Origin of the sequence: Arenimonas sp. (assembly GCF_047602345.1) — a bacterium.
Taxonomy (GTDB): Bacteria; Pseudomonadota; Gammaproteobacteria; order Xanthomonadales; family Xanthomonadaceae; genus Arenimonas.
In genome coordinates this window covers 32,655-58,097 of sequence record NZ_JASGHN010000004.1, presented here as the reverse complement: position 1 = coordinate 58,097, position 25,443 = coordinate 32,655, and the positions used below count along the sequence as shown (strand labels likewise).

General features: G+C 66.4%; 25 protein-coding genes, 1 tRNA gene and 1 pseudogene. 10 read left to right on the top strand and 17 right to left on the bottom strand.

All coding sequences use genetic code 11. The features are described 5' to 3' along the window. Positions 1-107: 107 nt before the first annotated feature. The 4 genes and pseudogenes from QM707_RS02270 to QM707_RS02255 all read right to left on the bottom strand — a co-directional run bounded on the left by QM707_RS02270 (position 108) and on the right by QM707_RS02255 (position 3,375). Positions 108-1,400, bottom strand: coding sequence for a sensor histidine kinase (locus QM707_RS02270; protein ID WP_415000253.1), 1,293 nt, complete (start codon positions 1,398-1,400; stop codon positions 108-110). After that, the gene (locus QM707_RS02265; protein WP_415000513.1) at positions 1,390-2,070 is read right to left on the bottom strand and encodes a response regulator transcription factor; all 681 of its coding nucleotides are present in this window, start codon (positions 2,068-2,070) and stop codon (positions 1,390-1,392) included. Before QM707_RS02265 ends, QM707_RS02270 begins: the two co-directional genes overlap by 11 nt. A gap of 251 nt (positions 2,071-2,321) precedes the next feature. Further along, positions 2,322-3,241, bottom strand: a pseudogene (gene rimK / locus QM707_RS02260) (30S ribosomal protein S6--L-glutamate ligase). Positions 3,242-3,301: 60 nt separating this feature from the next. Further along, positions 3,302-3,375: transfer RNA gene (locus tag QM707_RS02255), tRNA-Gly, on the bottom strand. Positions 3,376-3,429: 54 nt separating this feature from the next. On the opposite strand from QM707_RS02255, the gene thiS reads away from it, so the two are divergent. From thiS to QM707_RS02235, 4 genes are all read left to right on the top strand, one after another. Beyond that, entirely contained in the window at positions 3,430-3,630 is a 201-nt protein-coding gene (gene thiS / locus QM707_RS02250) for a sulfur carrier protein ThiS (RefSeq protein WP_415000252.1), read from the top strand. 137 nt (positions 3,631-3,767) lie between these two features. Next, positions 3,768-4,565, top strand: a complete 798-nt coding sequence (locus QM707_RS02245) for a thiazole synthase (RefSeq protein WP_415000251.1) — start codon at positions 3,768-3,770, stop codon at positions 4,563-4,565. 3 nt (positions 4,566-4,568) lie between these two features. Further along, on the top strand, positions 4,569-5,285 hold the full coding sequence (gene trmB / locus QM707_RS02240; RefSeq protein ID WP_415000250.1) for a tRNA (guanosine(46)-N7)-methyltransferase TrmB: 717 nt from the start codon (positions 4,569-4,571) through the stop codon (positions 5,283-5,285). Positions 5,286-5,301: 16 nt separating this feature from the next. After that, a complete protein-coding gene (locus QM707_RS02235) occupies positions 5,302-7,176 on the top strand; it encodes an SLC13 family permease (RefSeq protein ID WP_415000249.1) in 1,875 nt (624 codons plus the stop codon). A gap of 3 nt (positions 7,177-7,179) precedes the next feature. Here the strand turns inward: QM707_RS02235 and QM707_RS02230 are convergent, their stop codons facing one another. After that, complete coding sequence (locus QM707_RS02230) at positions 7,180-7,554, bottom strand: Rieske (2Fe-2S) protein (RefSeq protein WP_415000248.1); 375 nt, start codon at positions 7,552-7,554, stop codon at positions 7,180-7,182. 50 nt (positions 7,555-7,604) lie between these two features. Between QM707_RS02230 and QM707_RS02225 the strand changes: the two genes are divergently transcribed. From QM707_RS02225 to QM707_RS02205, 5 genes are all read left to right on the top strand, one after another. Next, complete coding sequence (locus QM707_RS02225) at positions 7,605-7,862, top strand: hypothetical protein (RefSeq protein ID WP_415000247.1); 258 nt, start codon at positions 7,605-7,607, stop codon at positions 7,860-7,862. Between the two features lie 84 nt (positions 7,863-7,946). Beyond that, positions 7,947-8,645, top strand: a complete 699-nt coding sequence (locus QM707_RS02220; RefSeq protein WP_415000246.1) for a fumarylacetoacetate hydrolase family protein — start codon at positions 7,947-7,949, stop codon at positions 8,643-8,645. Between the two features lie 50 nt (positions 8,646-8,695). Then, a complete protein-coding gene (mscL, locus tag QM707_RS02215) occupies positions 8,696-9,112 on the top strand; it encodes a large-conductance mechanosensitive channel protein MscL (RefSeq protein ID WP_415000245.1) in 417 nt (138 codons plus the stop codon). Continuing rightward, on the top strand, positions 9,113-9,835 hold the full coding sequence (locus QM707_RS02210; RefSeq protein WP_415000244.1) for a hypothetical protein: 723 nt from the start codon (positions 9,113-9,115) through the stop codon (positions 9,833-9,835). Between the two features lie 76 nt (positions 9,836-9,911). Next, on the top strand, positions 9,912-11,318 hold the full coding sequence (locus tag QM707_RS02205; RefSeq protein ID WP_415000243.1) for a M28 family peptidase: 1,407 nt from the start codon (positions 9,912-9,914) through the stop codon (positions 11,316-11,318). 25 nt (positions 11,319-11,343) lie between these two features. Here QM707_RS02205 and QM707_RS02200 read toward each other — a convergent pair whose 3' ends face one another. The 8 genes from QM707_RS02200 to QM707_RS02165 form a co-directional block, all read right to left on the bottom strand. Next, positions 11,344-12,186 carry a class I SAM-dependent methyltransferase gene (locus tag QM707_RS02200; RefSeq protein ID WP_415000242.1) on the bottom strand — a complete coding sequence of 281 codons (843 nt, stop codon included), beginning with the start codon at positions 12,184-12,186 and terminating at the stop codon, positions 11,344-11,346. Continuing rightward, entirely contained in the window at positions 12,183-13,094 is a 912-nt protein-coding gene (locus QM707_RS02195) for a TrmH family RNA methyltransferase (RefSeq protein ID WP_415000241.1), read from the bottom strand. Before QM707_RS02195 ends, QM707_RS02200 begins: the two co-directional genes overlap by 4 nt. 56 nt (positions 13,095-13,150) lie before the next feature. Next, positions 13,151-16,279, bottom strand: coding sequence for an efflux RND transporter permease subunit (locus tag QM707_RS02190; RefSeq protein WP_415000240.1), 3,129 nt, complete (start codon positions 16,277-16,279; stop codon positions 13,151-13,153). A gap of 3 nt (positions 16,280-16,282) precedes the next feature. Continuing rightward, positions 16,283-17,356: an efflux RND transporter periplasmic adaptor subunit gene (locus QM707_RS02185; protein ID WP_415000239.1), complete on the bottom strand. Its 1,074-nt coding sequence runs from the start codon at positions 17,354-17,356 to the stop codon at positions 16,283-16,285. Beyond that, entirely contained in the window at positions 17,356-17,589 is a 234-nt protein-coding gene (locus QM707_RS02180; RefSeq protein WP_415000238.1) for a CDGSH iron-sulfur domain-containing protein, read from the bottom strand. The genes QM707_RS02185 and QM707_RS02180 overlap by 1 nt, the downstream gene beginning before the upstream one ends. Positions 17,590-17,656: 67 nt before the next feature. Continuing rightward, entirely contained in the window at positions 17,657-19,204 is a 1,548-nt protein-coding gene (locus tag QM707_RS02175; RefSeq protein WP_415000237.1) for a DHA2 family efflux MFS transporter permease subunit, read from the bottom strand. A 19-nt stretch (positions 19,205-19,223) separates the two neighbouring features. Beyond that, on the bottom strand, positions 19,224-20,309 hold the full coding sequence (locus QM707_RS02170) for an HlyD family secretion protein (RefSeq protein ID WP_415000236.1): 1,086 nt from the start codon (positions 20,307-20,309) through the stop codon (positions 19,224-19,226). Further along, positions 20,306-20,794 carry a MarR family winged helix-turn-helix transcriptional regulator gene (locus QM707_RS02165; protein WP_415000235.1) on the bottom strand — a complete coding sequence of 163 codons (489 nt, stop codon included), beginning with the start codon at positions 20,792-20,794 and terminating at the stop codon, positions 20,306-20,308. The genes QM707_RS02170 and QM707_RS02165 overlap by 4 nt, the downstream gene beginning before the upstream one ends. A 92-nt stretch (positions 20,795-20,886) precedes the next feature. Here QM707_RS02165 and QM707_RS02160 point away from each other — a divergent pair, with 92 nt between their 5' ends. Beyond that, positions 20,887-21,498, top strand: coding sequence for a DUF6498-containing protein (locus QM707_RS02160; protein ID WP_415000234.1), 612 nt, complete (start codon positions 20,887-20,889; stop codon positions 21,496-21,498). Positions 21,499-21,561: 63 nt separating this feature from the next. Here QM707_RS02160 and QM707_RS02155 read toward each other — a convergent pair whose 3' ends face one another. The 4 genes from QM707_RS02155 to QM707_RS02140 form a co-directional block, all read right to left on the bottom strand. Further along, on the bottom strand, positions 21,562-22,572 hold the full coding sequence (locus QM707_RS02155; RefSeq protein WP_415000233.1) for a class I fructose-bisphosphate aldolase: 1,011 nt from the start codon (positions 22,570-22,572) through the stop codon (positions 21,562-21,564). Positions 22,573-22,635: 63 nt separating this feature from the next. After that, positions 22,636-23,187, bottom strand: a complete 552-nt coding sequence (locus QM707_RS02150) for a hypothetical protein (RefSeq protein ID WP_415000232.1) — start codon at positions 23,185-23,187, stop codon at positions 22,636-22,638. A gap of 98 nt (positions 23,188-23,285) precedes the next feature. Further along, entirely contained in the window at positions 23,286-24,752 is a 1,467-nt protein-coding gene (gene pyk / locus QM707_RS02145) for a pyruvate kinase (protein WP_415000231.1), read from the bottom strand. A 53-nt stretch (positions 24,753-24,805) separates the two neighbouring features. Further along, positions 24,806-25,441, bottom strand: a complete 636-nt coding sequence (locus QM707_RS02140; RefSeq protein WP_415000230.1) for an HAD hydrolase-like protein — start codon at positions 25,439-25,441, stop codon at positions 24,806-24,808. Positions 25,442-25,443: the final 2 nt, after the last annotated feature.

Sequence of the window (25,443 nt, the reverse complement as noted above, 5' to 3'; positions counted from 1 at the left end):
ATGGTGGGCTGGAGCCCACCCTACGGAGCTGGTGGATGGTTGATGATGTGTGGTGGGTGGTGCTTTGTGGGTTTTCCCATCAACCATCAACCATCAACCACGAACCATCAACCCGCTCCGAACACCAGCTCTGCTTCCGCGCCGCGCTCCTCGCGCGGCGCGATGCCGACATGCCAGCCGTAGAGCTCGCACAGGCGACGCACGATCGACAGGCCGATGCCACCGCCGGTGGTGCCGCCGGCGCTCGATCCGCGATAGCCGCGCTCGAACAAACGCGCGGCGTCCTCGGCGCTCAGGCCGGGACCGGTGTCGGCGATGCGGATGCGGTCGCTTTCCACCACCAGGCGAACCTCGCCTTCTTGGGTGTACTTGCAGGCGTTGCCGAGCAGGTTGCCGATCGCCACCGACAGCACCGCCTCCGGCGCATTGACGAAGACGTCGTTCGAGCCGTCCACGAAAACCTGCACCGGCTTGCCGCCCAGTTGCGCGCGATTGGCTTCGGCGAGGTTCAGGCAGAGCTTGTGCAGGTCGGTGTGGCCGTTGCCGCGTTCGTTGCGCGAAAGCATCAGCAGGGCCGTGGTCAGGTCGGTGCATTGCAGGGCCGCGCGGTCGATGCGCTGCAAGCGCTGCTTCGTCTTGTCCGGGAGATCGGGATTGGCCAGCAGCAGCTCGACCGCGCCGCGGATCACCGCCAGCGGCGTACGCAATTCGTGGCTGACGTCGGAATTGAATTCGCGGTCGCGCCGGACCAGCTCCGTCATGCGGGCCGCGTAATCGTCCAGGGCCGAGGCGAGTTCGCCGACCTCGTCGTCCGGGAAGTGCGGGGCCAGCTGCTCCGCCTTGCCGCGTCCGAGCAGGCCTTCGACGCGACGCGCGAGCTCCGTCACCGGACTGATCACGCGCGACGAGGACCAGATGCCGATCAACCAGGCCAGGCCGGTGAACAGCACGACCGCACCGCCCAGGGCCGTCATCAGCTGGCGTTCGCCGATCGAGGCACCGGTGACGTCGTAGCGCACGTAGCTGATCAGGTCGGGATCGCGGCGCACCGCGTACTTGTAAAGATGCCGCCGGCCCGATTCGTCGATCTGCTCGACCTCGTGCACGCCGGTTCCGAGCGACTGCAGCTCCAGCGGCATCTTGTAGGCGTTGCGCGCGCTCCAGGTGCGGGCGTCGAGGATGGTGAAGCTCGGCGCCGCGCCCGGGTTGTCGCGGATCTGCTGCTGCAGGCTGTCGACTTCCTTCTGCAGCGTGTTCTCGATCAGCTGGCCTTCCAGGCGCGTGCGCAGGTACACGGTGGACAGCGCGAACATCGCCGTCAGGCCGAAGCCGAGCACCAGGAACGAAAGGATGATTCGGGTGCGGAGCCGGCGCCGATAGAGAACCGGCTCAGGCTGCATCGGGATCCGCTATCCGGTAACCGATGCCGTGTCGCGTCTGGATCAGGGCCTTGTCGAAAGGCTTGTCGACCGCGGCGCGCAGGCCATGGATATGCACGCGCAGGCTGTCCGAATCGGGCAGTTCTTCGCCCCAGACGCGGGTTTCCAGTTCCATGCGCGGCACGACCGCCGGCGACGCTTCCATCAGCGACTGCAGGATCTTCAGCGCCGTCGGGTTGAGCTGCAGCAGCTTGCCGCCGCGATGCACTTCCAGCGTATCGAGGTTGTATTCGAGGTCGGCCACGGTCAGCACGCGCGGCTGCGCGGCCTTGCCGCGGCGGACCAGTACGGCCAGGCGTGCTTCGACTTCCTGCAGGGCGAAGGGCTTGACCAGGTAGTCGTCGGCGCCGGAGTCGAAACCGGCCAGTTTGTGCTCGAGCGAATCGCGCGCGGTCAGCATCAGCACCGGCGTCTGCTTGCGGCCGTCGGCGCGCAGCTTGCGGCAGACCTCGAGGCCGTCCATGCCGGGCAGGTTCAGGTCGAGCACGATGGCGTCGAAATCGTTCACGACCGCGAGGTGCAGGCCGGTGATGCCGTCGGCCGCGTAGTCCACGGTGTGCCCGCGGTCCTCAAGGTAGTCGCCGAGGTTGGCGGCGATGTCGCGATTGTCTTCGACGACCAGGATTCGCATGGGCATGACGTCTCGGGAGTTGGACGTTCGATTCTGCCAGACGAGATTCGTTCCGGCGAAAGAAATCAGGCGCGCAAAAAGAAAAGGACCCGGCAAGACGCCATTGGGGAGACGCCTTGACCGGGTCGAAGTTTGCTACTGCCCCGATTGCCGTAATCCGCGGATTTCCACGAGGAGGAGGCCACGGATCAGGCCTGATCAGCCTAGGGGCCGAGAGATTAAAAGTCCGTTAATTTCAGGCAAGAAGGCGGTTATTTTTTCGCCCGTTTTCGGGGGGGCCGGCTAAGCCCTTGTTTCGCCGAAACCCGTTCAGCTATGTGAACAATTATGGCCCCGGCGACGTCCACCCCCGTGGTCGTTTCGATGCCCTCCAGGCCGGGGAAGAGTTGACCTCCAGGACCAGCGGACCCTTGCGCGAACGCAGCAGATCCACGCCCGCGACTTCCAGTCCCATCACTTTCGCCGCACGCAAAGCGGTGTCGCGTTCGGCCTTCGTCAAGCGGATGCGACTGGCCTGTCCGCCGCGATGCAGGTTCGAACGGAACTCGCCCGGTTCGGCCTGGCGCCGCATCGCCGCGACGACGCGATCGCCGACCACGAAGCAGCGAATGTCGGCGCCTTCGGCTTCGGCGACGAATTCCTGCACGAGGAAATTCGCGTACAGGCCACGGAAGGCTTCGACCACGCTGCGCGAAGCCGACAAGCGTTCGGCCAATACGACGCCGGCGCCCTGCGAACCTTCGTTGAGCTTGATGACGTGCGGCGGCTTGCCGAGCAGGGACAGCAGGTCGGCCGTGTCGTCGGGATTGTCGCCGGACACGGTCGTCGGCAGGCAGATGCCCTGGCCGGCCAGCAACTGGTGGCAACGCAGCTTGTCGCGCGCGCGCAGGATGGCGTCGGACGAGTTCGGCGTGTAGGCGCCCATCAGCTCGAACTGGCGCAGCACCGCCGTGCCGTACCGCGTGATCGAGGCGCCGATGCGCGGCAGCACCGCATCCTGGGGACCGAGCACCTTGCCCTTGTAGTTGAGCTGGAACTGCCGCGGCGCGATCTTCATGTAGCAGCGCAGCGGGTCGAGCACGCGCACGGTGTGGCCACGCTCGCGCGCCGCCTGCACCAGGCGCTGGGTCGAGTAGAGCTTGGCGTTGCGCGACAGGATCGCGAGCTTCATGGCGCCGCCCTAAGGTGAAAGAGCCAGCGTCGCGAGAATCGCGGTCGCTGGCTCCGTGGATGGAGCGGGTGATGGGAATCGAACCCACGCTAGCAGCTTGGGAAGCTGCAGTTCTACCATTGAACTACACCCGCATGACCGGATTATGCCGGCCGCCCCGGGACCCCGCAACGCGATAAAATCGCCGCATGCAGATCCTCCTCAACGGCGAAAATCGCGACCTCCCCTCCCCCCTGACGGTGTCCGGCCTGCTGGTGGCGATCGGCCTCGGCGAAAAGCGCGTGGCCGTCGAGGTGAACCGCGAAGTCGTGCCGCGCAGCCGGCATGAATCGCGCACGCTGGCCGAGGGCGACCGGGTCGAGATCATCCAGGCGATAGGCGGGGGCTGAAACCTGGTTGATGGTGTGTGGTTCGTGGTTGGTAGTGGAGCGATCGGACCCTGGCAGCCTCCCATCAACCACCAACGACGAACCACCAACCTGCTCAAAGGCTTATCAGCCCCGCGCAATCGCGCCATAATTGCGCAATGAATCGTTCCGTCCTTTCCGACGACCCGTTGATCATCGCGGGCAAGACCTATCGTTCCCGCCTGCTGACCGGTACCGGAAAGTTCAAGGATTTCGAAGAAACCCGCCTGGCCACCGAAGCGGCCGGGGCCGAGATCGTCACCGTCGCGCTGCGCCGGATGAACCTCGGCCAGAACCCAGACGAGCCCAACTTGCTCGACGTGCTGCCGCCCGATCGTTACACCCTGCTGCCGAACACGGCCGGCTGTTACAACGCCGACGATGCGGTGCGCACCTGCCAACTGGCGCGCGAACTGCTGGACGGCCACAAGCTGGTCAAGCTCGAAGTGCTCGGCGATCCGCGCACGCTGTTCCCCGATGTCGTGCAGACGTTGGCGGCGGCCGAGACGCTGGTGAAGGACGGTTTCGACGTGATGGTGTACACCTCGGACGATCCGATCCTGGCCAAGCGCCTGGAACAGATCGGCTGCGTGGCGGTGATGCCGCTGGCCGCGCCGATCGGTTCGGGCCTTGGCGTGCAGAATCGCTGGAACCTGCTCGAGATCGTCGACAACGCGAAAGTACCGATCCTGGTCGATGCCGGTGTCGGCACCGCGTCGGACGCGGCCATCGCGATGGAGCTCGGCTGCGACGGCGTGCTGATGAACACCGCCATCGCCGGCGCGAAGAATCCGATCCTGATGGCCAGCGCAATGCGCAAGGCGATCGAAGCCGGGCGCGAGGCCTTCCTCGCCGGGCGCATCCCGAAAAAACGCAACGCCAACGCCTCATCGCCGATCGACGGCCTGTTCTTCTGATCGATGAACGAAGAACGCGCCCCCCCGCCGCAGGACGAATCACCGACGCGGCGGCGCGCGATCCGTAGTTTCGTCCTGCGTCAGGGCCGTCAGACCGACGCGCAGAAGCGCGCCTTCGTCGAGCACTGGCCGAGGTTCGGGGTCGACTACCGCGGTGAGCGGCGCGACTTCGAACAGGTATTCGGGCGGTCGAACCCACTCGTCATGGAAATTGGTTTCGGCAACGGCGAACAACTGCTGTTCGCCGCCGAACATGAGCCCGGGAAAGATTTCCTCGGCATCGAGGTGCACGGCCCCGGCGTCGGCCGTCTGCTCAACGGCCTGGCCGAACTCGACGCAGGCAACGTGCGCGTGTACCAGCGCGATGCGGTCGAAGTGCTGAAACACGAAGTGGCGGATGGCGCCCTGGCCGAGGCACGGATCTATTTCCCCGACCCCTGGCACAAGAAACGGCATCACAAGCGCCGCCTGGTCCAGCCCGAATTCGTCGGCCTGCTCTGCGAGCGGCTGGCGGTCGGCGGTCGCCTGCACCTGGCGACCGACTGGGAGAACTACGCCGAACACATGTGGGACGTGCTCGACGCCGAGCCGCGACTGCGCAATGTCGCCGGCGCGCGCGGCAGCGTGCCCCGTCCCGAATGGCGACGGCAGACGCATTTCGAAACCCGCGGCCAGAAACTCGGCCACGGCGTCTGGGACCTGATCTACCAACGGCAGTGAGGTAAGCCCGCGCGCGATGGAAACCGGCCTGACACTGACTCGCGAGATGATCGTCGTGCTCGGCCTGATGGGCTTCACCATCGCGATGTTCATGTTCGAGCGACTGCGCGCCGACGTGACCGCCTTCGTCGTGTTGATCGCGCTCGGCCTGTTCGGACTGGTCGCACCGGACGAACTGTTCTCCGGCTTCTCCGGCAACGCGACCATCTGCGTGATCGCCACGATGATCCTCAGCGCCGGCCTCGACCGCACCGGCGCCTTGAATCGCCTCGCGGCCTGGATCCTGCGCCGCTCCAAGGGCGACGAGGAGCGCATGGTCGGCATCGCCTCGCTGGTGTCCGGCGTCGTTTCGTCGACGATGCAGAATCCCTCCGTGGTGACATTGTTCCTGCCGGTGGCCTCGCGATTGTCGGCGCGCACCGGCGTGGCGCTGGGTCGCCTGCTGATGCCGATCGCCGCCGCGGTGGTGATGGGCGGCTGCCTGACCATGGTGGGCAGCTCGCCGCTGATCCTGCTCAACGACTTGATGGCCTCGGCCAATCGCAACCTGCCCTCGGGCGTGGCGACCCTGCATTCGTTCAACATGTTCGCGCCCTTCCCGATCGGCGTGGCCCTGTTGTTGCTGTCGTTGGCCTACTTCCGCTGGTACGGCGGCAAGCGCCTGCTCGGCAGCGACGAGAAGAACGTGACGCCGGCGCGCACCGAGAGTTACTTCGCCAGCGCCTACGGCATCCAGGGCGATGTGTTCGAACTCACCGTCACCGCCGACAGCCCGTTGGTCGGCATGTCGATCGGCGAAGCCGAAGCGCAGTCCGGCGCACCGCTCTTCCTCGCGCTGCAGACCGGCAACGATGCGCGCCTGTCGCCACCGGCCGACCAAATGATCTGGGTCGGCAGCGTGATCGGCGCGCTCGGCCCGCGCGAACAGGTGGAGGACTATGCGAAGCAGAACGGCCTGCGCCTGTCGGCGCGCCTGCGTCGCTTCGCCGACCTGTTCGATCCCAACCGCGCCGGCATTTCCGAAGCGGTGATTCCGCCGACCTCCACCTTCATCGGCCATGCGCAGGCCGAACTGCGCCTGCGCAAGCGTTACGGCATCAGCCTGCTGGCGATCAATCGCGACCGCCATGTCTATCGCGAAGACATCCGCCAGTTGCCGCTCAAGGCCGGCGACATGCTGGTGCTGCACAGCGACTGGCAGGACCTGACGCAGGCGGCGAAGGACAAGAACTTCGTCGTCGTCACCGACTATCCGAAAGGCGAGCAGCGCCCGCACAAGTTTCGCCTGGCGATGGCGATCTTCGCGCTGGCGCTGACCCTCGCGCTGACGGCGGAATTGCCGGCGACGCTGGCCCTGATGGCGGGTGCCGCCGGCATGCTGATCACCGGCGTGCTGAACATGGACGAGGCTTATGGCGCCATCAACTGGAAGACCGTCTTCGTGATGGCCTGCCTGCTGCCGCTGGGTTGGGCGATGGACAGCACCGGAACGGCCGCCTGGCTGGCGCAGCAGGCGCTGGAGATCTTGCCCGACGCCGTCCCCATCTTCGTGCTGCAACTGCTGGTCGCCCTGCTCGCGACCGGCTTCAGCCTCGTCATCAGCCAGGTCGGCGCGACGGTGGTGACGGTGCCGATGGCGATCAACATCGCCGTCGCCGCCGGCGCCGATCCCGCCGCGTTCGCATTGATCGCGGCCTTGTCGGCCTCGAACAATTTCGTGACCTTGTCGAATCCCGTGCTGCCGATCATCACCGGCCCGGCCGGATACACGGTGAAGGACCTGTGGCGCATCGGCGGCCCTTTGAGCCTGGCCTACCTGCTGGTGGTGCTGGTGATGGCGAACCTGCTGATCTGGTGGCAGCGCTTCAGCTTCTCTTCGCTCTGGCAGTAACGATCAGTCGCCGCTCGCCGCACCCTGCGCACTGCCGAAGTGCAGCGCGCCTTCCGCACCGATGCGCACCGGCACCGCACGCAGGCTCGCCCCGCGACACGGACCGCCGACGCACTCACCCTCCTCCAACTCGAAACTCGCGCCATGCGCGGCGCAGACCAGCAGCCCGTCGCTGAGCAAAAAACGACCAGGCGCATAGTCCAGCCGGCGTCCGGCATGCGGGCAGATATTCAACCAGGCCTGCACGGAGGCACCGCGTCGACGCAGGATGATCGACTCCATTTCGCCGTCGATCTCGGCATTTATGCTGGTGATCGCACCGTCCTCGAGATCCCCGAGCAGGGTTAACGAACTGCTTACACTTTCGCTGTCCGGCATGGCCATACTCCCTTCCCCGGGTAGTTTGACAGAGCCACATGCCGATCTTCATGCACCGCCTTTTCGCCTTCCGTCCGCACAAGCCGCGTAATCCGCTGCTGCGTCTGGGGCTGGGCCTGCTGGGCGTGGCGCTGCTGGCATTGTTCATCGTCTTCGGACTGTTCATCGGCCTGGGCATGCTGTTGTTCGCCGCGGTGCGTCGCCTGATGCGTCCGCATGCGCCCGCAGCCGCCGCGCCGGTCGATCCCTCCGTGATCGAAGGCGAATACCAGGTCGTTCGCAAGCAGCCTTCGCTTTCGCTGCGCTGATCGATCCACAGTGCGCCTCGCGCGCACGTTCAACTCATTCACGCCCCTCGCTAGACTAGGCGTCTTCCGCTTTTCGGGATCGCCATGAGCGCCTACGTCCTGCCCGTTCCGCCCGTCGCCAGCCTGCGCATCGAAGGCCGCGACGAGCGTTTCCCCGTGCATCGCATCTATTGCGTCGGCCGCAATTTCGCCGAACACGCGAAGGAAATGGGCGCCGAAGTCTCGCGCGGCACACCGGTGTTCTTCATGAAGCCGGCCGATGCGGTCGTGCCCGATGGCGGCGACGTGCCCTATCCGACGGCGACGCAGGACCTGCACCACGAGGTCGAACTGGTCGTCGCGCTGGGCGCGGGCAGCGATGACATCGTGCCGATCGATCGGGCGTCAGCGATGATCTTCGGCCATGGCGTCGGCCTGGACCTGACGCGGCGCGATCTGCAGGCGCAGGCCAAGGAAAAGCGCCTGCCCTGGGACATCTCCAAGGGCTTCGATCATTCCGCGCCGGTCAGCGCGCTCGTGCCGCTCGCCGGCCGCGCGCATCCGGGCGGCGGCGATCTGCTCTGGCTCGAGATCAACGGGGAACGCCGCCAGCAGGCACCGCTGTCCGAGATGGTCTTCGCGGTCGCCGACATCATTCACGAACTCTCGAAACTCTTCGCACTCAGGCCCGGCGACCTGATCTTCATGGGCACCCCTGCGGGCGTCGCGGCGCTGAAACCGGGCGATGCCTTCCGCGCCGGCGTGGACGGACTGACCGAGTTCTCGGGCCGCATCGTCGGCTGAGAGCTTGCGGTAAAGTCTGCCTTGGGGGTCCGCCAACCTGGGAGAGTCGCATGGGCATGGTTTCGGAGTTCAAGGAATTCGCGATGCGCGGCAACGTCATCGACCTCGCCGTCGGCGTGGTCATCGGCGGCGCTTTCGGCAAGATCGTTTCCGCGTTGGTGGACAAGGTCATCATGCCGCCGCTGGGCCTGCTGATCGGCGGCGTGGATTTCTCCGCCTGGGCGATCACCCTCAAGGCCGCCTCGGTCGATGCCGCCGGCAAGGAAGTCCCGGCCGTCGCGATCGGCATCGGCGACTTCCTCAACGCGCTGGTGCAGTTCGTCATCGTCGCCTTCGCGATCTTCCTGATGATCAAGGCGCTCAACGCCGCGCAACGCAAGAAGGAAGCCGCCCCGGCGCCGCCGCCGGAGCCGAGCGAGGAAGTGAAACTGCTGACCGAAATCCGCGACGCGCTCAAAGCGCGCTGAGTGACCGATTTCGATCCCGCGCAGGGGCTGCGCCGGCACATCAGGGCCGGCTTCGTCTTCATCGCGATCGGCCTGTTCCCGATCTGGGTGGGCTGGCACATCGTCGACCTCGCGCTAGGCACTTGGAAGGCGGGCGCCACGCGCGCCGACGTGCTGCGCATCGAACCGGCCAATGCCGAAAAGAATCTGCCCGAAGGCGTATGGCTGCGTTTCACCGACGAAGCGGGCGAGACGAAGACCGAGTTGCTGTATCCGGACGAGGACGATCCGCCGGAAACGCGCCAGGTCGGCGCAAGACCGTGGATCTGGTACGTCAGCGGGCGACCGAACATGACGCAATTCACCCAGGGCGAAGTGATGGTGCGCTGGATCTTCGGCAGCATCGGCCTCCCGCCGATCCTGGGCGGACTCGGTCTGTGGTTCTGGGCATGGCGTACGCATGCGATGCGCAAACGCGCCTTGGCTTCATGGCCGCGGCAGGAAGCCAGTCTGCCGCGAGTGGAGTTCAGTCGCCTGGACCAGATCGTGCCCTCGCCGGTGCGTCGATGGCGACTCGCTGCCCGGGTCTTCCACGAAGCCGCGTGGCACGACGTGCATAGCGCCTACGTGATGAGCCTGCAGGTACCCGAGTTTGCGCCCGAAGCGAAACTCGTCGTGCTGGTGGATCCGGCGAACCCACGCCGCCACTGGCTGCCGATCCCGGCGGGCATCCCGCTGAAGTGACGACCAGCATACGTTCCCGAGCGACCCCAGCGGCTAAACTCGACCGTTGAATGCGACGCCCTTCCCTGGAGTTTCCATGCGCCACGCTCTGCTTGCCTCGTTGATCCTCGCCGCCCTGCCATCGTTCGCGGCCGCCCAGGCTTTCGACTCCGCCGCACTCGCCGACGCGGCGAAGCTGCGAACGCAGGCCGACAGCGACAGTGGCGCCTACGGGCTGGTCGAATCCTTGACCACGGAAGTGGGGCCGCGCATGGCCGGTTCGCCGGCTTTCGATCGCGCGGTCGAATGGGCGCAGGGAAAATTCAAATCGCTCGGTTACGACCGCGTGTATCTCGAACCGGTGACCTATCCGGTCTGGCGCCGTGGCCACGAGCGCGCCGAAGTGCTGGGCCCGTTCCCGCAGCGATTGATCATCACCGCGTTGGGCGGAAGCGTCGGCACCGGCGGCAAGCCGCTCGATGCCGAGGTCGTCGAATTCGCCACGCTCGATGCGTTGAAAGCGGCGCCGGACGGTAGCCTGAAAGGCAAGATCGCCTACATCAGCAATCGCATGGAGCGTTTCAAGGACGGGCATGGTTATGGCCCGGCCGTCGCCGCGCGCGGCGGCGGCGCCAATGAAGCGTCGAAGAAAGGCGCGGTCGCCGTGGTCATCCGCTCGATCGGCACCGATTCCGACCGCATGCCGCATACCGGCATGATGCGTTATGCCGAGGGCGTGGCGAAGATCCCGGCGGCGGCGCTGTCGAATCCCGACGCCGACCTGTTGTCGAACATGATCCGTCGCGGCAAGCCGGTGAAGATCCGCCTCGACATCGATGCCGGCCTCGATGGGCAGAAGAGCACCTATAACGTCATCGGCGAAATCCGCGGACGCGAACTGCCCGACGAGGTCGTCGTGATCGGCGGCCACCTCGATTCCTGGGATCTCGGCACCGGCGCGATCGACGATGGCGCCGGCGTCGCCATCACGATGGCGGCGGGCGCATTGATCGGCAAACTCGATCGCGCGCCGCGTCGCACGATCCGCGTGATCGCCTTCGCCAACGAAGAACAGGGCCTGTTCGGCGGCCGTGCCTACGCCCAGGCGCATGCCGCGCAGGTCGACGCGCACCAGGTGGGCGCCGAAAGCGATTTCGGCGCGGGCCGCATCTATGCCTTCAGCGCCGGCGTCGATCCGGCGGCGCGCGCGACGGTGGACGAGATCGCCAAGCAGCTGCAGCCGCTCGGCATCGAATACCGCGTCGACAAGGGCGGCGCTGGCCCGGATATCGGGCCGATGGCGAAGCTGGGCATGCCCTGGGCGCAGTTGGCGCAGGACGGCACCGACTATTTCGACTACCACCACACCGCGAACGACACGCTCGACAAGATCGAGCCGAAGGCGATGGACCAGCAGGCCGCGGCGTATGCGGTATTCGCCTATCTGTCGGCGGAGAGCGCTGCCGATTTCGGGCGCAGCCCGAATGGCGAAGGCCAGGAATAACCCTCTTCGGCGCTGCGCGCGACGCTCAGGCGGTCTTTTCGATCCAGAAGCTGCCGCCGCCGAAGGCGGCGCCGGACGGAAGCGCCAGTGCCGCGCGTACCTCGTCCGGGAATCGGTGGAAGGCGTAGCTGCAACCGAAGACGACGCGGAATGCCGTGCTGTGCATCAACAACGCACGCAACAGGTACTGCTCGTTCCAGCTCCGGTTGTCCGCGATGGCCCAGTCCTGCGGGTAGTCGTTCGGCAGGAAGATGTCGTGCACGTGGATGCGCACGCCCGCCGTCAGTCGCGGCAGCACCTCGAAGTAGAGATGGTTGACGTCGCTGCCGGTCTTGGCGACATGCGAGGAGTCGATGAACAGCACGTCTCCCGCCTCGAGGCGGGCGAACTCTTCCATCGGCACGTCCTGCACGCGCCGCACCAGCAGGCGCGCGATGCCCGGCACGGCAGCTTGCAGGAAGGGCCGGGGATACGGTTCGATGCAGCTGATCTCGCAGGCGCCCCCCAGGAATCGTCGGTTCACATCCGCCATCAGCAAGGACGAATAACCCGAGCCGACCTCGATCACGCGGCGCGGGCGCCATTCGTGCAACAGGGCGAACAGGGCACGCGCGTCGAGCCAGCTGAACTGCGAATTGCGCGTGTAGAACGAGGACAGCGTATCGCTGTCGGGCAACGTCTCCGGATAGTCGTAGGCCGGCAGCAGCCGAGGCATGACGTCCTGCAGCACATGCAAGTGCGAAGCATCGTCGAAATCGATGCCGACGATCGTCGGGGCGCCCGGCCAGACGCGCAACCGATCCTGCGCCAGCGCTTCCGTGTCGACGATGGGCGAATAGAAATGCCCGGGTGGAAAAGGCAGCTTCATCCCGCGTCGCGTTGACGCAACCACTCGCCGAGGCAGACGGCCGTCGCCGATGCGACGTTCAGGCTTTCGACCCGACCGCTGCCCGGAATACCGAGCTTCAGTGCGGCCGCATCGGACATATCGGCGCCGACGCCGATCTGCTCGGCACCCATCACCAGCACGAGGCGCTCCGGCAGTTGCAACGAATACAGCGAGCGCCCGCCGCGCACGACGGTGGCGGCGAGTTCGAAGCCGGCCGATTTCAGCTGCGCGATCGCGTTGTCGCTGCGTCCCAATCGCACCATCGGCACCTGCTCGGCACCGCCTTCGGCCACGCGCGCCGCCGCACCGGACACGGCGAGCTCGGAGTGTTTCGGCAGCAATACGCCAGCGGCGCCGAAATGCGCGGCGCTGCGCAGGATGGCGCCGAGGTTATGCGGATTGCCGACGCCGTCGAGCCAGAGCGCGATCGCCGGCCCGCGCGGCAGTTCGCGCAACCACGCCGACAGCGACTGCTCTTCGCGCGGCATCGCGCTGAAGCAAACGCCTTCGTGGTGCGCGCTGCCGCTGAGCTTTTCCAGATCGAGATCTTCGACGATCGTATAGCCGAGGCGATGCTTCACGCAGAAGGCGAGCACGCCCTTCAGTTTCGGGATGCGCGATTCGAGCAACCAGACTTTGCGGATATCCTGCGGCCGCTGCGCGAACAGCGCCAGGCAGGCGTTGAGCCCGTAGACGCGTTGCTCTCGGGCCGAATGCGATTCGGACTGCGCCGCGTCCAGGCGCTCGCGCAGGGGCGCGCGTTCGCGGGCAGGCGGCGACGCCGGACGCGCCGAACGATCGCGCTCGCGCTCGCGTTCGCGCTTGTCGCGTGGCGCGGCAGGGCCGCGGTACAGGGATTCGCCACGCGGCGGCTTGCGGTCGGACATCGGCGGACTCCGTCAAAGCGCAGAGTATAGGGCGCTGGCGAGCCCGCCGCCCCGGCTCAGCCCCCGTGGGCGCTGTCGACCGAGGCCACGTCCTGGTCGAGTTTCTCCAGCATGCGCGTGCGTTCTTCCGGCGCCTTCGTGTAACGCGCCAGCAGCAGGTAGAAAGCCGGCACCACGAACAAGGACAACAGCGTCGACAGCAGCACGCCGAATACCACGACCACACCGATGGCCTGCCGACTGGCCGAACCCGCGCCGCTGGCGAACATCAGCGGCAGGGCGCCGGTCACCGTCGCGACCGAGGTCATCAGGATGGGCCTTAGGCGGGTGGCGGCGGCATCGAGGATGGCGTCGCGCAACCCCAGGCCTTCGTCGCGTCGCTGGTTGGCGAATTCGACGATCAGGATGCCATTCTTCGCCGCCAGGCCGACCAGCATCACGATGCCGATCTGACTGAAGAGATTGATGCTGTTGCCGGTCAGTTTCAGGCCGAGCAAGGCGCCGAGCACGGCCAGCGGCACCGTCAGCATGATCACCAGCGGATGCAGGAAGCTCTCGAACTGCGCCGCCAGCACCAGGAAAACGATCAGCAGGGCCATGCTGAAAGTGAAGATCGCGGCACCGCCGGCGGCGAGATATTCGCGCGACTGCCCGCCGAACTGGATCTGCGCGGTTTCCGGCAGCTCTTCGCGGGCGGCCTGGCGCGCGAACTCGATCGCTTCGCCGAGCGGATAGCCGTCGGCCAGCCGCGCCGAGACGGTGATCGAACGCAGGCGGTTGAAGCGGTTCAGCGTGCCGGGCTCGGCGAGCTCGTTGATGCGTACCAGGCTCGACAAGGGAACGAGCCGGTCGTCGCGGGCGCGCACATACAGATTCTCGAGATCGTCCAGTCCGGCGCGATCGGCGCGATCGGCCTGCACCAACACGTCGTACTCCTTGCCTTCCTCGACGAAAGTGGTGACCTGGCTGGACCCGAACATCGTCTGCAGCGTATTGCCGATCTCGGTGACCGAGACGCCGAGGTCGGCGGCGCGATCGCGATCGATCACGACGCGGATCTGCGGCCGCGTTTCCTTGTAGTCGGAATCGACGCCGGACAGGCCCTTGTTCTTCTCGAAACGGGCCTGCAGTCGATCGCGCCATTCGACAAGCTGCGCGTAATCGGGACCACCGAGCACGACCTGCAACGGCTGGCCACCGCCGCGCACGAGGCCCTGGCGCACGTTCGGAATCGCGCGCACGCCGGGGATCTTCGCCAGATCGCGGGAGACCTGCTCGACGACTTCGCCGGTCGTCTGCTCGCGATCGTCCCAGTGCTTCAGGATGACGATGGCCTGGCCGTTCTGCATCTCGCCGCCGCCGCCGAAACCGCCGGGCACGCGCGAGTTGATCATCTGCACCGGCTTGTCGCCGCCTTCGTACTTGCCCAGCGCCCGCTCGACCTGCGCCATCTGCTTGACGGTGTAGTCGTAGCTGCCGCCTTCCGGACCGTTGGCCATCACGAAGAAGGCGCCACGGTCTTCGGTCGGCGCCAGTTCGCGCGGTGTCGTCGTGAACAGGAAAGCGCTGGCCGCGAATGCGATCAGCATCACCAGGCCGAACAGCCAGCCCTGGCCGACGCGACGCGCCAGCGTCCGCTTGTAGCCATCGGCCAGCGCATTGAATCGCCGGTCCACCCAGGCGTTGAAACCGGTGGCCTCGCGCTTGTGCGGTTTCAGCAGCAGCGAGCACATCATCGGCGTCAGGCTCAGCGCGACGAAGGCCGAGATCGCCACGGCGCCCGCCAGCACGACGGCGAGCTCGCGGAACAAACGACCGTTGTTGCCTTCCTGGAAGGCCATCGGCACGAAGACGGCGATCAGCACCGCCGTCGTCGCGATCACCGCGAACGCGACCTGGCGCGTACCGCGCAGGGCCGCCAACGGGGCCGGCTCGCCCAGATCGGTGCGGCGCTGGCCGTTCTCCAGCACGACGATGGCATCGTCGACGACCAGACCGATCGACAACACCAGCGCCAGCAGGGTCAGCAGGTTGATCGAGTAGTCGAAGACCCACAGGGCGATGAAGGCCGCGACCACGCAGACGGGCACGGTGACGGCAGGAATGAGCGCAGCGCGGGCACTGCCGAGGAACAGCCAGATCACCACCAGGACGAGCACGATGGCTTCGGCCAGGGTCTTGTAGACCTCGTCCACGGCGACGTCGATATATTCGGTCGAGTCGTAGGTGATGCCCATCTTCATGCCTTGCGGCAGGGTCTGGTTCACCTTCTCGATTTCTTCCTTGACGGCGCGGGCGACGTCGAGGCTGTTCGCGGTCGAGGTCTTGACGATGCCGAGGCCGAGCATGGCTTCGCCGTTGCCGCGGAAATAGCTGCGGCGCTCGGCCGAGTCCAGCGCCACGCGCGCGACTTCGCCCAGGCGGACCACATGGCCGTCGTCGCCGCGCGACAGCGGCAGTTGGGCGAACTGGTCGGCATCGCGGAATCCGCGCTCGATGCGCACGATGAACTCGCGATCGGTCGATTCGAGGCTGCCGCCCGGCAGCTCGACGTTCTCGCGGCGCAAAGCCGCCGTGATGTCGGCGATGGTCAGGTTGCGCGCGGCCAGCGCGGCCGGGTTCGGCCAGATGCGCATGGCATACGTCTGGCCACCGCCGAGATTGACCTGGGAAACGCCGTCGATGCTGGAGAAGCGGTCGACGAGGTAACGGTCGGCGTAGTCGGTCAGGGCGAGCGGATCGAGCTTGGGCGCGATCACGTTCGCCCACAAGATCACGTCGGAGTCCGAATCGGCCTTCGCCACCTGCGGCGTGTCCACGTCTTCGGGCAGACGATCGATCACGCGACTCACCGCATCGCGCACGTCGTTCGCTGCGCTTTCGATGTCGCGGCTCAGCGAGAATTCGATGTTGAGGCTGGAGCGGCCGTTGCGGCTGTTCGAGGTCAGCAGGTCCACGCCCTCGATACCGCTGACGGCGTCTTCCAGTACCTGGGTGATGCGCGTTTCGACGACCGAAGCCGAGGCGCCGGTATAGGTCGTCGTGATCGACACGACCGGCGGATCGATGTTCGGCAGTTCGCGCAGGGGCAGGCGCGTGAACGCGATCGTGCCGAGCACGATTAGCATCAGGCTCACGACGGTGGCGAAGACCGGGCGACGGATCGACAGATCGGAAATCACCACGGCTCAGGCCCCCGCGGCCGGCTTGGCGTCGGCGGCGGGCTTCGCATCCTCCGCCTTGGCTTCCTCGATCTGGCTACCGCCGCGCAGTTTCACCGTGCCTTCGACAACGATGCGATCGCCGGCCTTGACGCCCTCGAGGATCTCGACGGCACCGGGTTTGCGCTGACCGATGCGCACCGCAACCTGTTCGACCTTGTTGTCGGCGCCGACAACGAACAGGAAGGCCTGCTGGCCGACTTGCTGCAGGGCGATCTCGGGCACCTGCAGGGCCGTTCGGCCCGGCAATGCGACGCTGACGCGCAACAGCATGCCCGGACGCAGGCGGCCGTCGGGGTTGGCGATTTCGGCGCGGACGGTAATGGCGCGACTCACCGGATCGATGCGCGGATCGAGCGAACCGATGCGCCCGGAGAACGTCTCGTCGGCGTAAGCGTCGGTCCTGGCGCTGATGTCCTGTCCCACGGTGAGCGCCGGCAGGAATCGCTCGGGCACGGAGAAATCGAGTTCCATCGTCGACAGATCGTCGAGCGTGGTAATCACCGTACCCGGCGTGACCAGCGAGCCGGGGCTGACCTGGCGCAGGCCGAGCGTGCCGGCGAAGGGCGCCACGATCGCGTGATCCGACAGCTGTGCGCGCATCTGGTCGAGACGCGCTTTCGATGCATCGCGCGCCGCGCGCTGCATGTCGAACTGGCTGGCGGCGATCAGCTGGCGCTTGGCCAGGTCCTGCTGGCGTTCGAACAGTCGCTGCGCCTCGGCGTACTGCGCCTGCGCTTCGGCCAGCTCGGCGCGCTGCGCCTTGCCCGACAGCACGACCAATGGCTGGCCGGCGCGCACCATCTCGCCGCTGTCGAACTTCACCTGTTCGACGGTTTCGCTCACTTTGGCCGTGATCGTGATCGACTCGCGTGCACGCGCGGTGCCGAGCGCATCGATGCTGTCCTGCCACTGCGAAGGCTGCAGCACGCTCGTCGTGACGACCGCCGGCGGGCCGCCGCCGCCCTTCTGTTCGCTGGCGCCGCACGCCGCCAGCAGCATGGCCATCGCGGATGCCAACATGATTCCCTGCAAACGCATCAGTCCGATTCCTTCAGCTTGTTGTGGCGACCATCGCAGAACGGGGCATGTTGGCTGGCCTTGCAGACGCAAAGCCAGGCCCGTTCGTCACGCCTGGCGGTGAATCTCATCGGCTCGATGCCGGTGCCCCGATGGGACCCGTCGCAGAACGGCTGAGTTCCGCTGCGCCCGCAGGCGCACCACAGATACTCCCGTCCCTTTTCCAGGGCGACCACGACGGGTTGCTTGGTCATGCGCGGCACTCGCAGCATTCTCGGCAATGAATCCAGTTTATGTCAGGCGGATGTCGCTGGCATGTCGTCAGTGATCCGGCGGCGGCGCGGGACCTGTCGGCACGGACCGGCCGGCACGCAGGAAATACACCAGCGGCAGGGCCGCCACGGTCAGCAGCATAAGCAGCCAGAAATCGTTGACGTAGGCGATCGTGGCGGCCTGCCGGCTGATCTCGGCATTCAACGCCACTGCACCGGTCGCCGTCGCCGGATCCCAGGCGCCGGGCAAAATGCCCTGTTCCGCCCCGTACATGGGCACGCGCGCCGCGATCTCGGCATGGTTGATCTGGGTGGAACGGGCCAGCATGGTCATCACCGCCGAAATGCCGATGCTCGAGCCGATGTTGCGCACCAGGCTGAAAAGCCCGGCCGCTTCGGTGCGCTGGTTCGCCGGCAGCGTCGAGTAAGCCACGCTCGATATCGGCACGAAGACGAGACCGAGGCCGAGCCCCTGCATCACGCCGATCCAGACCACGTCGAAACGCGAAACCTGCACGCCGAACTGCGTCATGAAATGCAGCGAGCCCGCGGTCAGCAGCATGCCGATGGCGATCGGCCAGCGCGCGTCGATCCGCCCGATCAGGCGCCCGACCAGCATCATGCCGAGCATGGTGCCGATGCCGCGCGGCGCCAGCAGCAGGCCGATGTCGAACACCGGGTAGTGCATCAACTGGCTCAGATAGGGCGGTAACAGGGCGAGCGTCGAGAACAGCACGATGCCGATCACGAAGATCAATAAACAGCCGACGGCGAAATTGGTGTTGCGCCACAGGCCGAAGTCGAGCATCGCGTCGTCGCGGCTGCGCCAATGCAGCAGGTAGAGATAGGCGCCGAGAAAGGCGAGCGCGGCTTCGATCTGTATCTCGATCGAACCGAACCAGTCCTCCGACTGGCCGCGATCGAGCGCGAGCTGCAAGGCGCCGATGCCGAGCGCGAGCAGCCCGAAACCGGTCCAGTCGAACCGGCGCGCGCGCGTCTCTTCCTTCGGCACGCTGGCCAGGATGCCGAACAGCGCGAGAATGCCCACCGGCACGTTGATCAGGAAGACCCAGCGCCAGCTGAAGTCTTCGGTCAGCCAGCCGCCCAGCGGTGGGCCCAGGATAGGCCCGACCATGATGCCCATGCCCCAGAGCGCCATCGCGGCGCCGTGTTTTTCGCGCGGGAAGACATCGAGCAGCAACGATTGCGAGATCGGCACGAGGGCCGCGCCGAACACGCCTTGCATCACGCGGAACAGCACCATTTCGCCGATGCCGGTGGCGATGCCGCAAAGCACCGAGGCGATGGTGAAACCGCCGACGGCCAGCACCAGCAACCGCCGCCGGCCGAGCGTCGAAGCGAGCCAGCCGGTGACCGGCGTCAAAATCGCCGCTGCGACGATATACGAAGTCAGTACCCAGGCGACCTGGTCCTGCGTCGCCGACAGCGAGCCCTGCATGTCGGGCAGGGCCACGTTCGCGATCGTCGTGTCGATCGCCTGCATCAGCGTGGCCAGCATGATCGAACCGATCAGCAGGCCGCGCCGCGCCGAAGCGCGTTCGCCGAATTCCTGCATGTCCGTCGCGGCCGCCGTCATCGCGAGTGCTCCGGCAGGCTCAGTGCGCGACAGTCGCCGTCGCGCTCGGCGCGGTACCGGTCAACTCGACCTTGACTTCCGCGCTCATGCCCGCGCGCAACACCGGCGCATCGCTCGGCGACGTGACGATGTCCAGGCGTACGGGAATGCGTTGCACGACCTTCACCCAATTGCCGGTCGCATTCTGCGGCGGCAACACGCTGAACTCGGAACCCGAGGCCGGGCTGATCGAAGCGACGCGCGCCCGCCAGCGAAATCCGGGATAGCTGTCGATGCGGATCTCGGCGTCCTGGCCGACGCGCATGCGCGCCAGGTCCGTTTCCTTGAAGTTGGCTTCGATCCAGACCGGCGCCGTCGCGACCAGCGGCATCGCGGCCTGGCCGATGTTGAGGTATTCGCCAGCTTGCAGATCGTGATTGCCGACGACGCCGTCGATCGGCGCGCGCACCTCGGCATGCGCCAGGTCTAGTCGTGCGCGATCGCGCTCGGCCAGTGCCTCGCGATAGTCCGGCAGTTTCTCCAGCGGCGAATCCAGTCCGCCACCGAGGCTGGAGCGCGCCTTGTCGCGCGCGGCCCGCGCGCTGTCGCGCTGCGCGCGGGCGTTGGCGAGCGCATGCCCGGCGTCGTCGAGGGCTTTCTGCGCCACCAGTTCGCGTGCGCGCAGCTCCTTCTGTCGCGCGTACTCCTGCTCGGCCCAATGCAGCGTCTCTTCGGCGGCGCGCAGCGAGGCGTCCGCTTCCTGCACGCCGGCCTTGCTGGCGCCGGATTCGTCCGCGACCTTGTCCAGGCGCGCTTCGGCTTCGGCCAATGCGATGCGCAGCGGTTCGGCATCGAGGCGGAACAGCAACTGGCCCTTGCGCACGAACTGATTCTGGCCGACCGATACGTCGACCACGCGGCCTCCGACCTGACTGGAGATCATCACGCGATCCGCTTTCACGTAGGCGTTGTCGGTCTCGACGGCGCGGCGGCTGAGCGCCCATTCGCCGGCGAACAACGCGATCACCAAAGCTGGGCCGGCGATCCAGAGCCAGCGCGGCACACGGCGTTTCGCGGCAGGCGGCGGCGCGCCGGTATTGTTCTCGGTGGGTTGGCGACTGGTCACGGCTGCGTCTTCCTTCGCGCCTGCTGGCGCGCACGGTCCTCGCGATCGAGTTCGGCGAGGTTGTTCTTGACGGCGACGAGCAAACGCATGACGCGCTCGAAATCCTCGTCGCTCACATCGGCGGTGGCTTCGTCGCGCAGGGTGGCGGCGATGCGTTTCATCTTCCCCATCACGTCGTCCGAGCGCGCCGTCAGGTGTAGGCGCCAGCAGCGGCGATCGGCGGGGTCGGCACGACGCTCGACGAAGCCCGCCTGCACGAGACGGTCGACGACGCGGCCGACGGCCATCGGTTCCATCTCGAGGTCTTCGGCCAGTTCGGCCTGCGTCAGGCCCTGCGCGCGCTGGATACGGCTGAGCGCGCGCCACTGGGCGCGGGTCAGGTCCAGATGGGCGGCGCGTCGGTCGAATACCCGGCGGAACAAACGGGTGATATCCGCGACGGTGTAGCCGAAGGCGGACTTGTCGAGGGCGGGGTCGGTAGCCATAGCCGAGAATATAATATCTTAGGATACTAATTTCAAGCCATGGCCTGAATCCGGCCCGAATGGCAGACTCGGGGCTGCTTCGAAGGCGGCCCATGAACAAGGCATCCGGCAGCGACCCCACCCTGGCCCTGATCGGCGCGAACGCGCTGACGCTGGCCTTCGCGCTGGCCCTGGACTGGTCGGCGGGCATGTTGCTGTGGCCGTACTTCCTGCAAAACCTGGTCATCGGCTGGTACGCGACCAAACGCATGGGCGCCTTGCGTCGCTTCAGCACCGAAGGCTTCACCTCGAACGACCAGCCGGTGCCGGAGAACCGGGAGGGAAAACGATCGACGGTGAACTTCTTCGTCCTGCACTTCGGTCTTTTCCATCTGTTCTACCTGGTGTTCCTGTGCGCGATGGCGCCGTTCAGGGGCATGCTGGACTTCCTGTTGATCCTGGCCGGCGGCGTGTCCTTCGTGTTCGCGCAGCGCAAGACCTGCGCGGCGCAGATCGAAGCCGATGCGCAAGGACGACCGAACCTCGGCGCGATGATGTTCATGCCCTACATGCGCGTACTGCCGATTCATATCGCCATCGCTTTCGGCGCGATCGCGCTCGGCACTGCCGGGACCATCGGATTCGTCGTACTCAAGACGCTGGCGGACATCGGGCTGGATCGCATCGATCGGCGCATCGCCGAACAGGCGATCGCCGACGCCTGAGGCGGCAAGAAAAAACGCCGGCTTTCGCCGGCGTTCTTCCTGTTCAACGATGGGCAGCGACGATCAGGCGGCCTTGGTCCACTTGCCCAGCGCCGCAAGACCATTGTCCTTGGCGCGCGCATAGACGGTCTTCTGCGCGGCAGCGATGTTGCTGGCGATATCCTGCGACCACAGCTTCAGCGCCGCCGACTGCATCGCGCGGCCGTAGCTGAAACTCAGCGGCCAGGGCTTGGCGCCCATCTGGTTCATCGCATTCAGATGCGCGGTGGCCGCTTCGTCGCTCTGACCGCCGGACAGGAAAACGATGCCCGGCAAGGTCGCCGGCACGGTGCTCTTCAGGCAGCGCAGCGTCATCTCGGCGACTTCCTCGACACTGGCCTGTTCCGGGCAGTCCTTGCCGGAGATGACCATGGACGCCTTCAGGATGGTGCCTTCGAGCATGACGTTATGGTCGTACAGCGAAGCGAACAGCGAACGCAGCACGACCTCGGTGACTTCGTAGCAGGTATCGATATCGTGGTCGCCGTCCATGATCACTTCGGGCTCGACCATCGGCACGATGCCCGCTTCCTGGCAGAGCGCGGCGTAACGCGCCAGCGCATGGCTGTTGGCCTCGATGCCGGTGCCGGAGGGCATGTCTTCGCCGATGTTGATGACCGCGCGCCACTTGGCGAAACGGGCGCCGAGCTGGGCGTACTCCTTCAGGCGGTCGCGCAGGCCGTCGAGACCTTCGGTGACGACTTCACCCGGGAAACCGGCCAGGGGCTGCGGGCCCTTGTCGACCTTGATGCCGGGGATGATGCCGTTGCGTCGCATCACCTCGGCGAAGGGCACGCCGTCGCGCGTCTTCTGGCGCAGCGTTTCGTCGTACAGGATCGCGCCCGAGATGTAGTCGCTCAGCTGCGGCGTGGTCAGCAGCAATTCGCGATAGGCACGACGATTCTCTTCCGTGCACTCGATGCCGACGCCGTCGAAACGCTTCTTGATGGTGGTATTGGACTCATCGATGGCGATGATGCCCTTGCCCGCGGCCACCATGGCCTGGGCGGTTTCGGCGAGTTGGTCGATGCTCATGGGGCGGATTCCGGACAAGGGGACAAGACCCGGAATTATACCGTGCGCGACCCCGCCCCGCCCTCAGTCGCACCAGCCCGCGTGCCGGGTACAGCCGTCGGGGATTTGCCAGGGATACTGCTGGCGGTTGTGCTCGAGCTGGCCCTTGCCGAGGTTGCCGCGCCGGTAATTGCGGCCGTAGGCCTGCTCGACGTAGGAACGCAGGTCGCCCACATCGCACCGGGCGCGCACCGCCGCTGCGTCGCCGCCGGCATCGGCCAGGAATACGAAGCTGGCATGGGTGTAGACCGGCCGGCGCTTGCCGTTGCTGTCGGCGGCCTGGAAGCGCCAGCTCTGCACGGCCGCGGCCGAATGGCGCATGTATTCGTCCAGTCGCCCGGTATCGGCGCTCCAGCCGCGCAGCAAGGCGAAGGAGGACGTCGCGCCGTTGCGATCGACCAGGAAGCCGAGGTTCACGCAGGTGTCGACGGCGTCCCCCGGCGGAGCAGGCGGGGCGGCGAGCTTGCCGATCGGCTGCCAGCGCTGCAGCGCCTCCCCGGTAGGAAGTATGTCGACATCGGCGGCGCCCGCCGCACCGGCGAGCAGGAAGATCGGCAACAGGGCGCGTAGGGGCATGGCGGCGTTCCGGGACGGCCAGCTTCCCGCTTTACGCCGACCGGGACGATCGCGCCACCGCGGCGGGACGAATGCCGTCGACCGTGGGACGAACGCGCTCAGAGCACGCCGAGGCCTTCGGCGGCGCCGTCCGTGCCCACCTGCAACAGGCGCAGCGTATTGGTCGCGCCGTGCAACTCCATGTGGTCGCCGCTGGTGATCAGCACGCGATCGCCGTTGGCGAGCAGGCCGAGGTCGTGCAGGCGCTTGATGGCGCTGCGCGCCGCTTCGCGGGTGCTCTGGCCCATGGAATCGAAATCCACCGGATAGACGTCGCGCATGAGTGCCATGCGGCGCCGGGCGCCGGCGTGGCGGGACAGGCCATAGATCGGCGCGGCCGAGCGGAAACGCGACAGGTAGCGGCAGGTCCCGCCCGATTCGGTGAGGGCGATGATGGCGCGCACGCGGATGTGCTCGGCGATGAACATGCCCGCCATGGCGATGGCCTGGTCGGCTGCCTGCAGGTTGCGCGGCGCTTTCTCGAAATCGGTGTCGTGGTCGAACTGGCGTTCGGCGCCGAGGCAGATGCGCACCATCGCCTCGACCGCTTTCACCGGATACTGGCCCGACGCCGTTTCGGCCGAAAGCATCACGGCGTCGGTGCCGTCGATCACCGCGTTGGCGACATCGAGCACTTCCGCCCGCGTCGGGATCGGGTTGTCCACCATCGACTGCAGCATCTGCGTCGCGGTGATCACCACGCGATTGTGTTCGAGCGCGGTGCGGATGATCTTTTTCTGCAGGCCCGGCAGTTCGGCGTCGCCGATTTCCACGCCGAGGTCGCCACGCGCCACCATCAGGGCATCGGAGGCCTCGGCGATCTCGTCGAGGCGATCGATGGCTTCGGCGCGCTCGATCTTGGCCACCAGCGCCGCATCGCTGCCGGCGGCCCGGGCGAGCCGTCGAGCCTCGTCCATGTCGGCGGCCGAACGGCAGAAGGACACGGCGAGGAAATCCACTTCGAGTTTCGCGGCGATGACGATGTGCTCGCGATCCTGCGCGGTCAGCGCGCCCAGCGACAAGCCGCCGCCGAGGCGATTGAGTCCCTTGCGATCGGACAGCACGCCATCGGTCAGCACTTCCGTCCCGATGGTGTCGCCGGCCACCTTCAATACCTTCAGCGCGATCAAGCCATCGTCGAGCAGCAGGGTATCGCCGACGCCCACGTCGTTCACCAGGCCGAGATAACTGACGCCGACGCGACTGGAATCGCCCGGCGCCGCATCGGCGCGGCAGACCAGGTCGAAGGCTTGCCCCGCCTTCAGCGCGACCTTGCCCTCGGCGAATTTCTCGATGCGGATCTTCGGACCCTGCAGGTCGGCGAGGATGCCGACTTCGCGGCCCTGTCGTTCGGCGGCGGCACGCACGTGTTCGACGCGTTTGGCGTGATGCGCGGCATCGCCGTGGGAAAAGTTCAGGCGTACGACATTGACGCCGGCGCGGATCAGATCGTCGAGCACGCCGGGACCATCGGTGGCCGGCCCGAGTGTGGCGAGAATCTTGGTACGTCGAAGATCGAATGCCATGCGCGCGTTTCCCTTGAATCGGGACAAGCTACCACAGCCGCGCGACGATCGGACTAACGGAAAAGCCCGATCAATTGCCCTGTCTCGTGGACAATGCGCGTGGCACCGGCCGCGCGCAGTTCATCCTCGCCGCCGAAACCCCAGGCGACGCCGACGCTGTTCATGCCATGGCTGTTGGCGCCTTCCATGTCCATGCGCCTGTCACCGATCATCCAGCAGTCGCCGGCCGACACGCGCAGGCGCTCGAGCGCGACGGCGATGAGCTCCGGCTTGTGGCTGATGCTGCCGTCCGCGGTCGCGCCAGAAACGGTTTCGAAAAGATGGCCGAAAGGCAGATGATCGATGATGCGACGCGCATGCGGTTCGTTCTTCGCCGTCACCACGGCGAGACGATGACCGTCGCGATGCAGGGATTCGATCGCCGCACCGATGCCCGGATAGATCTCGTGTTCGGCCCAACCATGCAGGTCGAAGCGTTCGCGATACAACTCGACGGCCTGTTCGGTGCGCACAGGGTCGTTCAATAGCGGCCCGAAGCTGTCGCGCAACGACGGTCCGATCCACAGTCGCAACTCCCGTTGCGGCGGCACCGGTTCGCCGAGCTTTTCCAGCGCATACGCGACGCAGCGGGTGATGCCGACGGCCGAATCGATCAAGGTACCGTCGAGGTCGAAGAACAGGATGGACATCC

Bases quoted from the DNA above. Each gene is read 5' to 3' on its own strand.
- QM707_RS02270 (WP_415000253.1), bottom strand. From the start codon at position 1,400: ATGCAGCCTGAGCCGGTTCTCTATCGGCGCCGGCTCCGCACCCGAATC.
- QM707_RS02265 (WP_415000513.1), bottom strand. From the start codon at position 2,070: ATGCGAATCCTGGTCGTCGAAGACAATCGCGACATCGCCGCCAACCTC.
- thiS (WP_415000252.1), top strand. From the start codon at position 3,430: ATGCAGATCCTCCTCAACGGCGAAAATCGCGACCTCCCCTCCCCCCTG.
- QM707_RS02245 (WP_415000251.1), top strand. From the start codon at position 3,768: ATGAATCGTTCCGTCCTTTCCGACGACCCGTTGATCATCGCGGGCAAG.
- trmB (WP_415000250.1), top strand. From the start codon at position 4,569: ATGAACGAAGAACGCGCCCCCCCGCCGCAGGACGAATCACCGACGCGG.
- QM707_RS02235 (WP_415000249.1), top strand. From the start codon at position 5,302: ATGGAAACCGGCCTGACACTGACTCGCGAGATGATCGTCGTGCTCGGC.
- QM707_RS02230 (WP_415000248.1), bottom strand. From the start codon at position 7,554: ATGCCGGACAGCGAAAGTGTAAGCAGTTCGTTAACCCTGCTCGGGGAT.
- QM707_RS02225 (WP_415000247.1), top strand. From the start codon at position 7,605: ATGCACCGCCTTTTCGCCTTCCGTCCGCACAAGCCGCGTAATCCGCTG.
- QM707_RS02220 (WP_415000246.1), top strand. From the start codon at position 7,947: ATGAGCGCCTACGTCCTGCCCGTTCCGCCCGTCGCCAGCCTGCGCATC.
- mscL (WP_415000245.1), top strand. From the start codon at position 8,696: ATGGGCATGGTTTCGGAGTTCAAGGAATTCGCGATGCGCGGCAACGTC.
- QM707_RS02205 (WP_415000243.1), top strand. From the start codon at position 9,912: ATGCGCCACGCTCTGCTTGCCTCGTTGATCCTCGCCGCCCTGCCATCG.
- QM707_RS02200 (WP_415000242.1), bottom strand. From the start codon at position 12,186: ATGAAGCTGCCTTTTCCACCCGGGCATTTCTATTCGCCCATCGTCGAC.
- QM707_RS02195 (WP_415000241.1), bottom strand. From the start codon at position 13,094: ATGTCCGACCGCAAGCCGCCGCGTGGCGAATCCCTGTACCGCGGCCCT.
- QM707_RS02185 (WP_415000239.1), bottom strand. From the start codon at position 17,356: ATGCGTTTGCAGGGAATCATGTTGGCATCCGCGATGGCCATGCTGCTG.
- QM707_RS02180 (WP_415000238.1), bottom strand. From the start codon at position 17,589: ATGACCAAGCAACCCGTCGTGGTCGCCCTGGAAAAGGGACGGGAGTAT.
- QM707_RS02175 (WP_415000237.1), bottom strand. From the start codon at position 19,204: ATGACGGCGGCCGCGACGGACATGCAGGAATTCGGCGAACGCGCTTCG.
- QM707_RS02165 (WP_415000235.1), bottom strand. From the start codon at position 20,794: ATGGCTACCGACCCCGCCCTCGACAAGTCCGCCTTCGGCTACACCGTC.
- QM707_RS02160 (WP_415000234.1), top strand. From the start codon at position 20,887: ATGAACAAGGCATCCGGCAGCGACCCCACCCTGGCCCTGATCGGCGCG.
- QM707_RS02155 (WP_415000233.1), bottom strand. From the start codon at position 22,572: ATGAGCATCGACCAACTCGCCGAAACCGCCCAGGCCATGGTGGCCGCG.
- QM707_RS02150 (WP_415000232.1), bottom strand. From the start codon at position 23,187: ATGCCCCTACGCGCCCTGTTGCCGATCTTCCTGCTCGCCGGTGCGGCG.
- pyk (WP_415000231.1), bottom strand. From the start codon at position 24,752: ATGGCATTCGATCTTCGACGTACCAAGATTCTCGCCACACTCGGGCCG.
- QM707_RS02140 (WP_415000230.1), bottom strand. From the start codon at position 25,441: ATGTCCATCCTGTTCTTCGACCTCGACGGTACCTTGATCGATTCGGCC.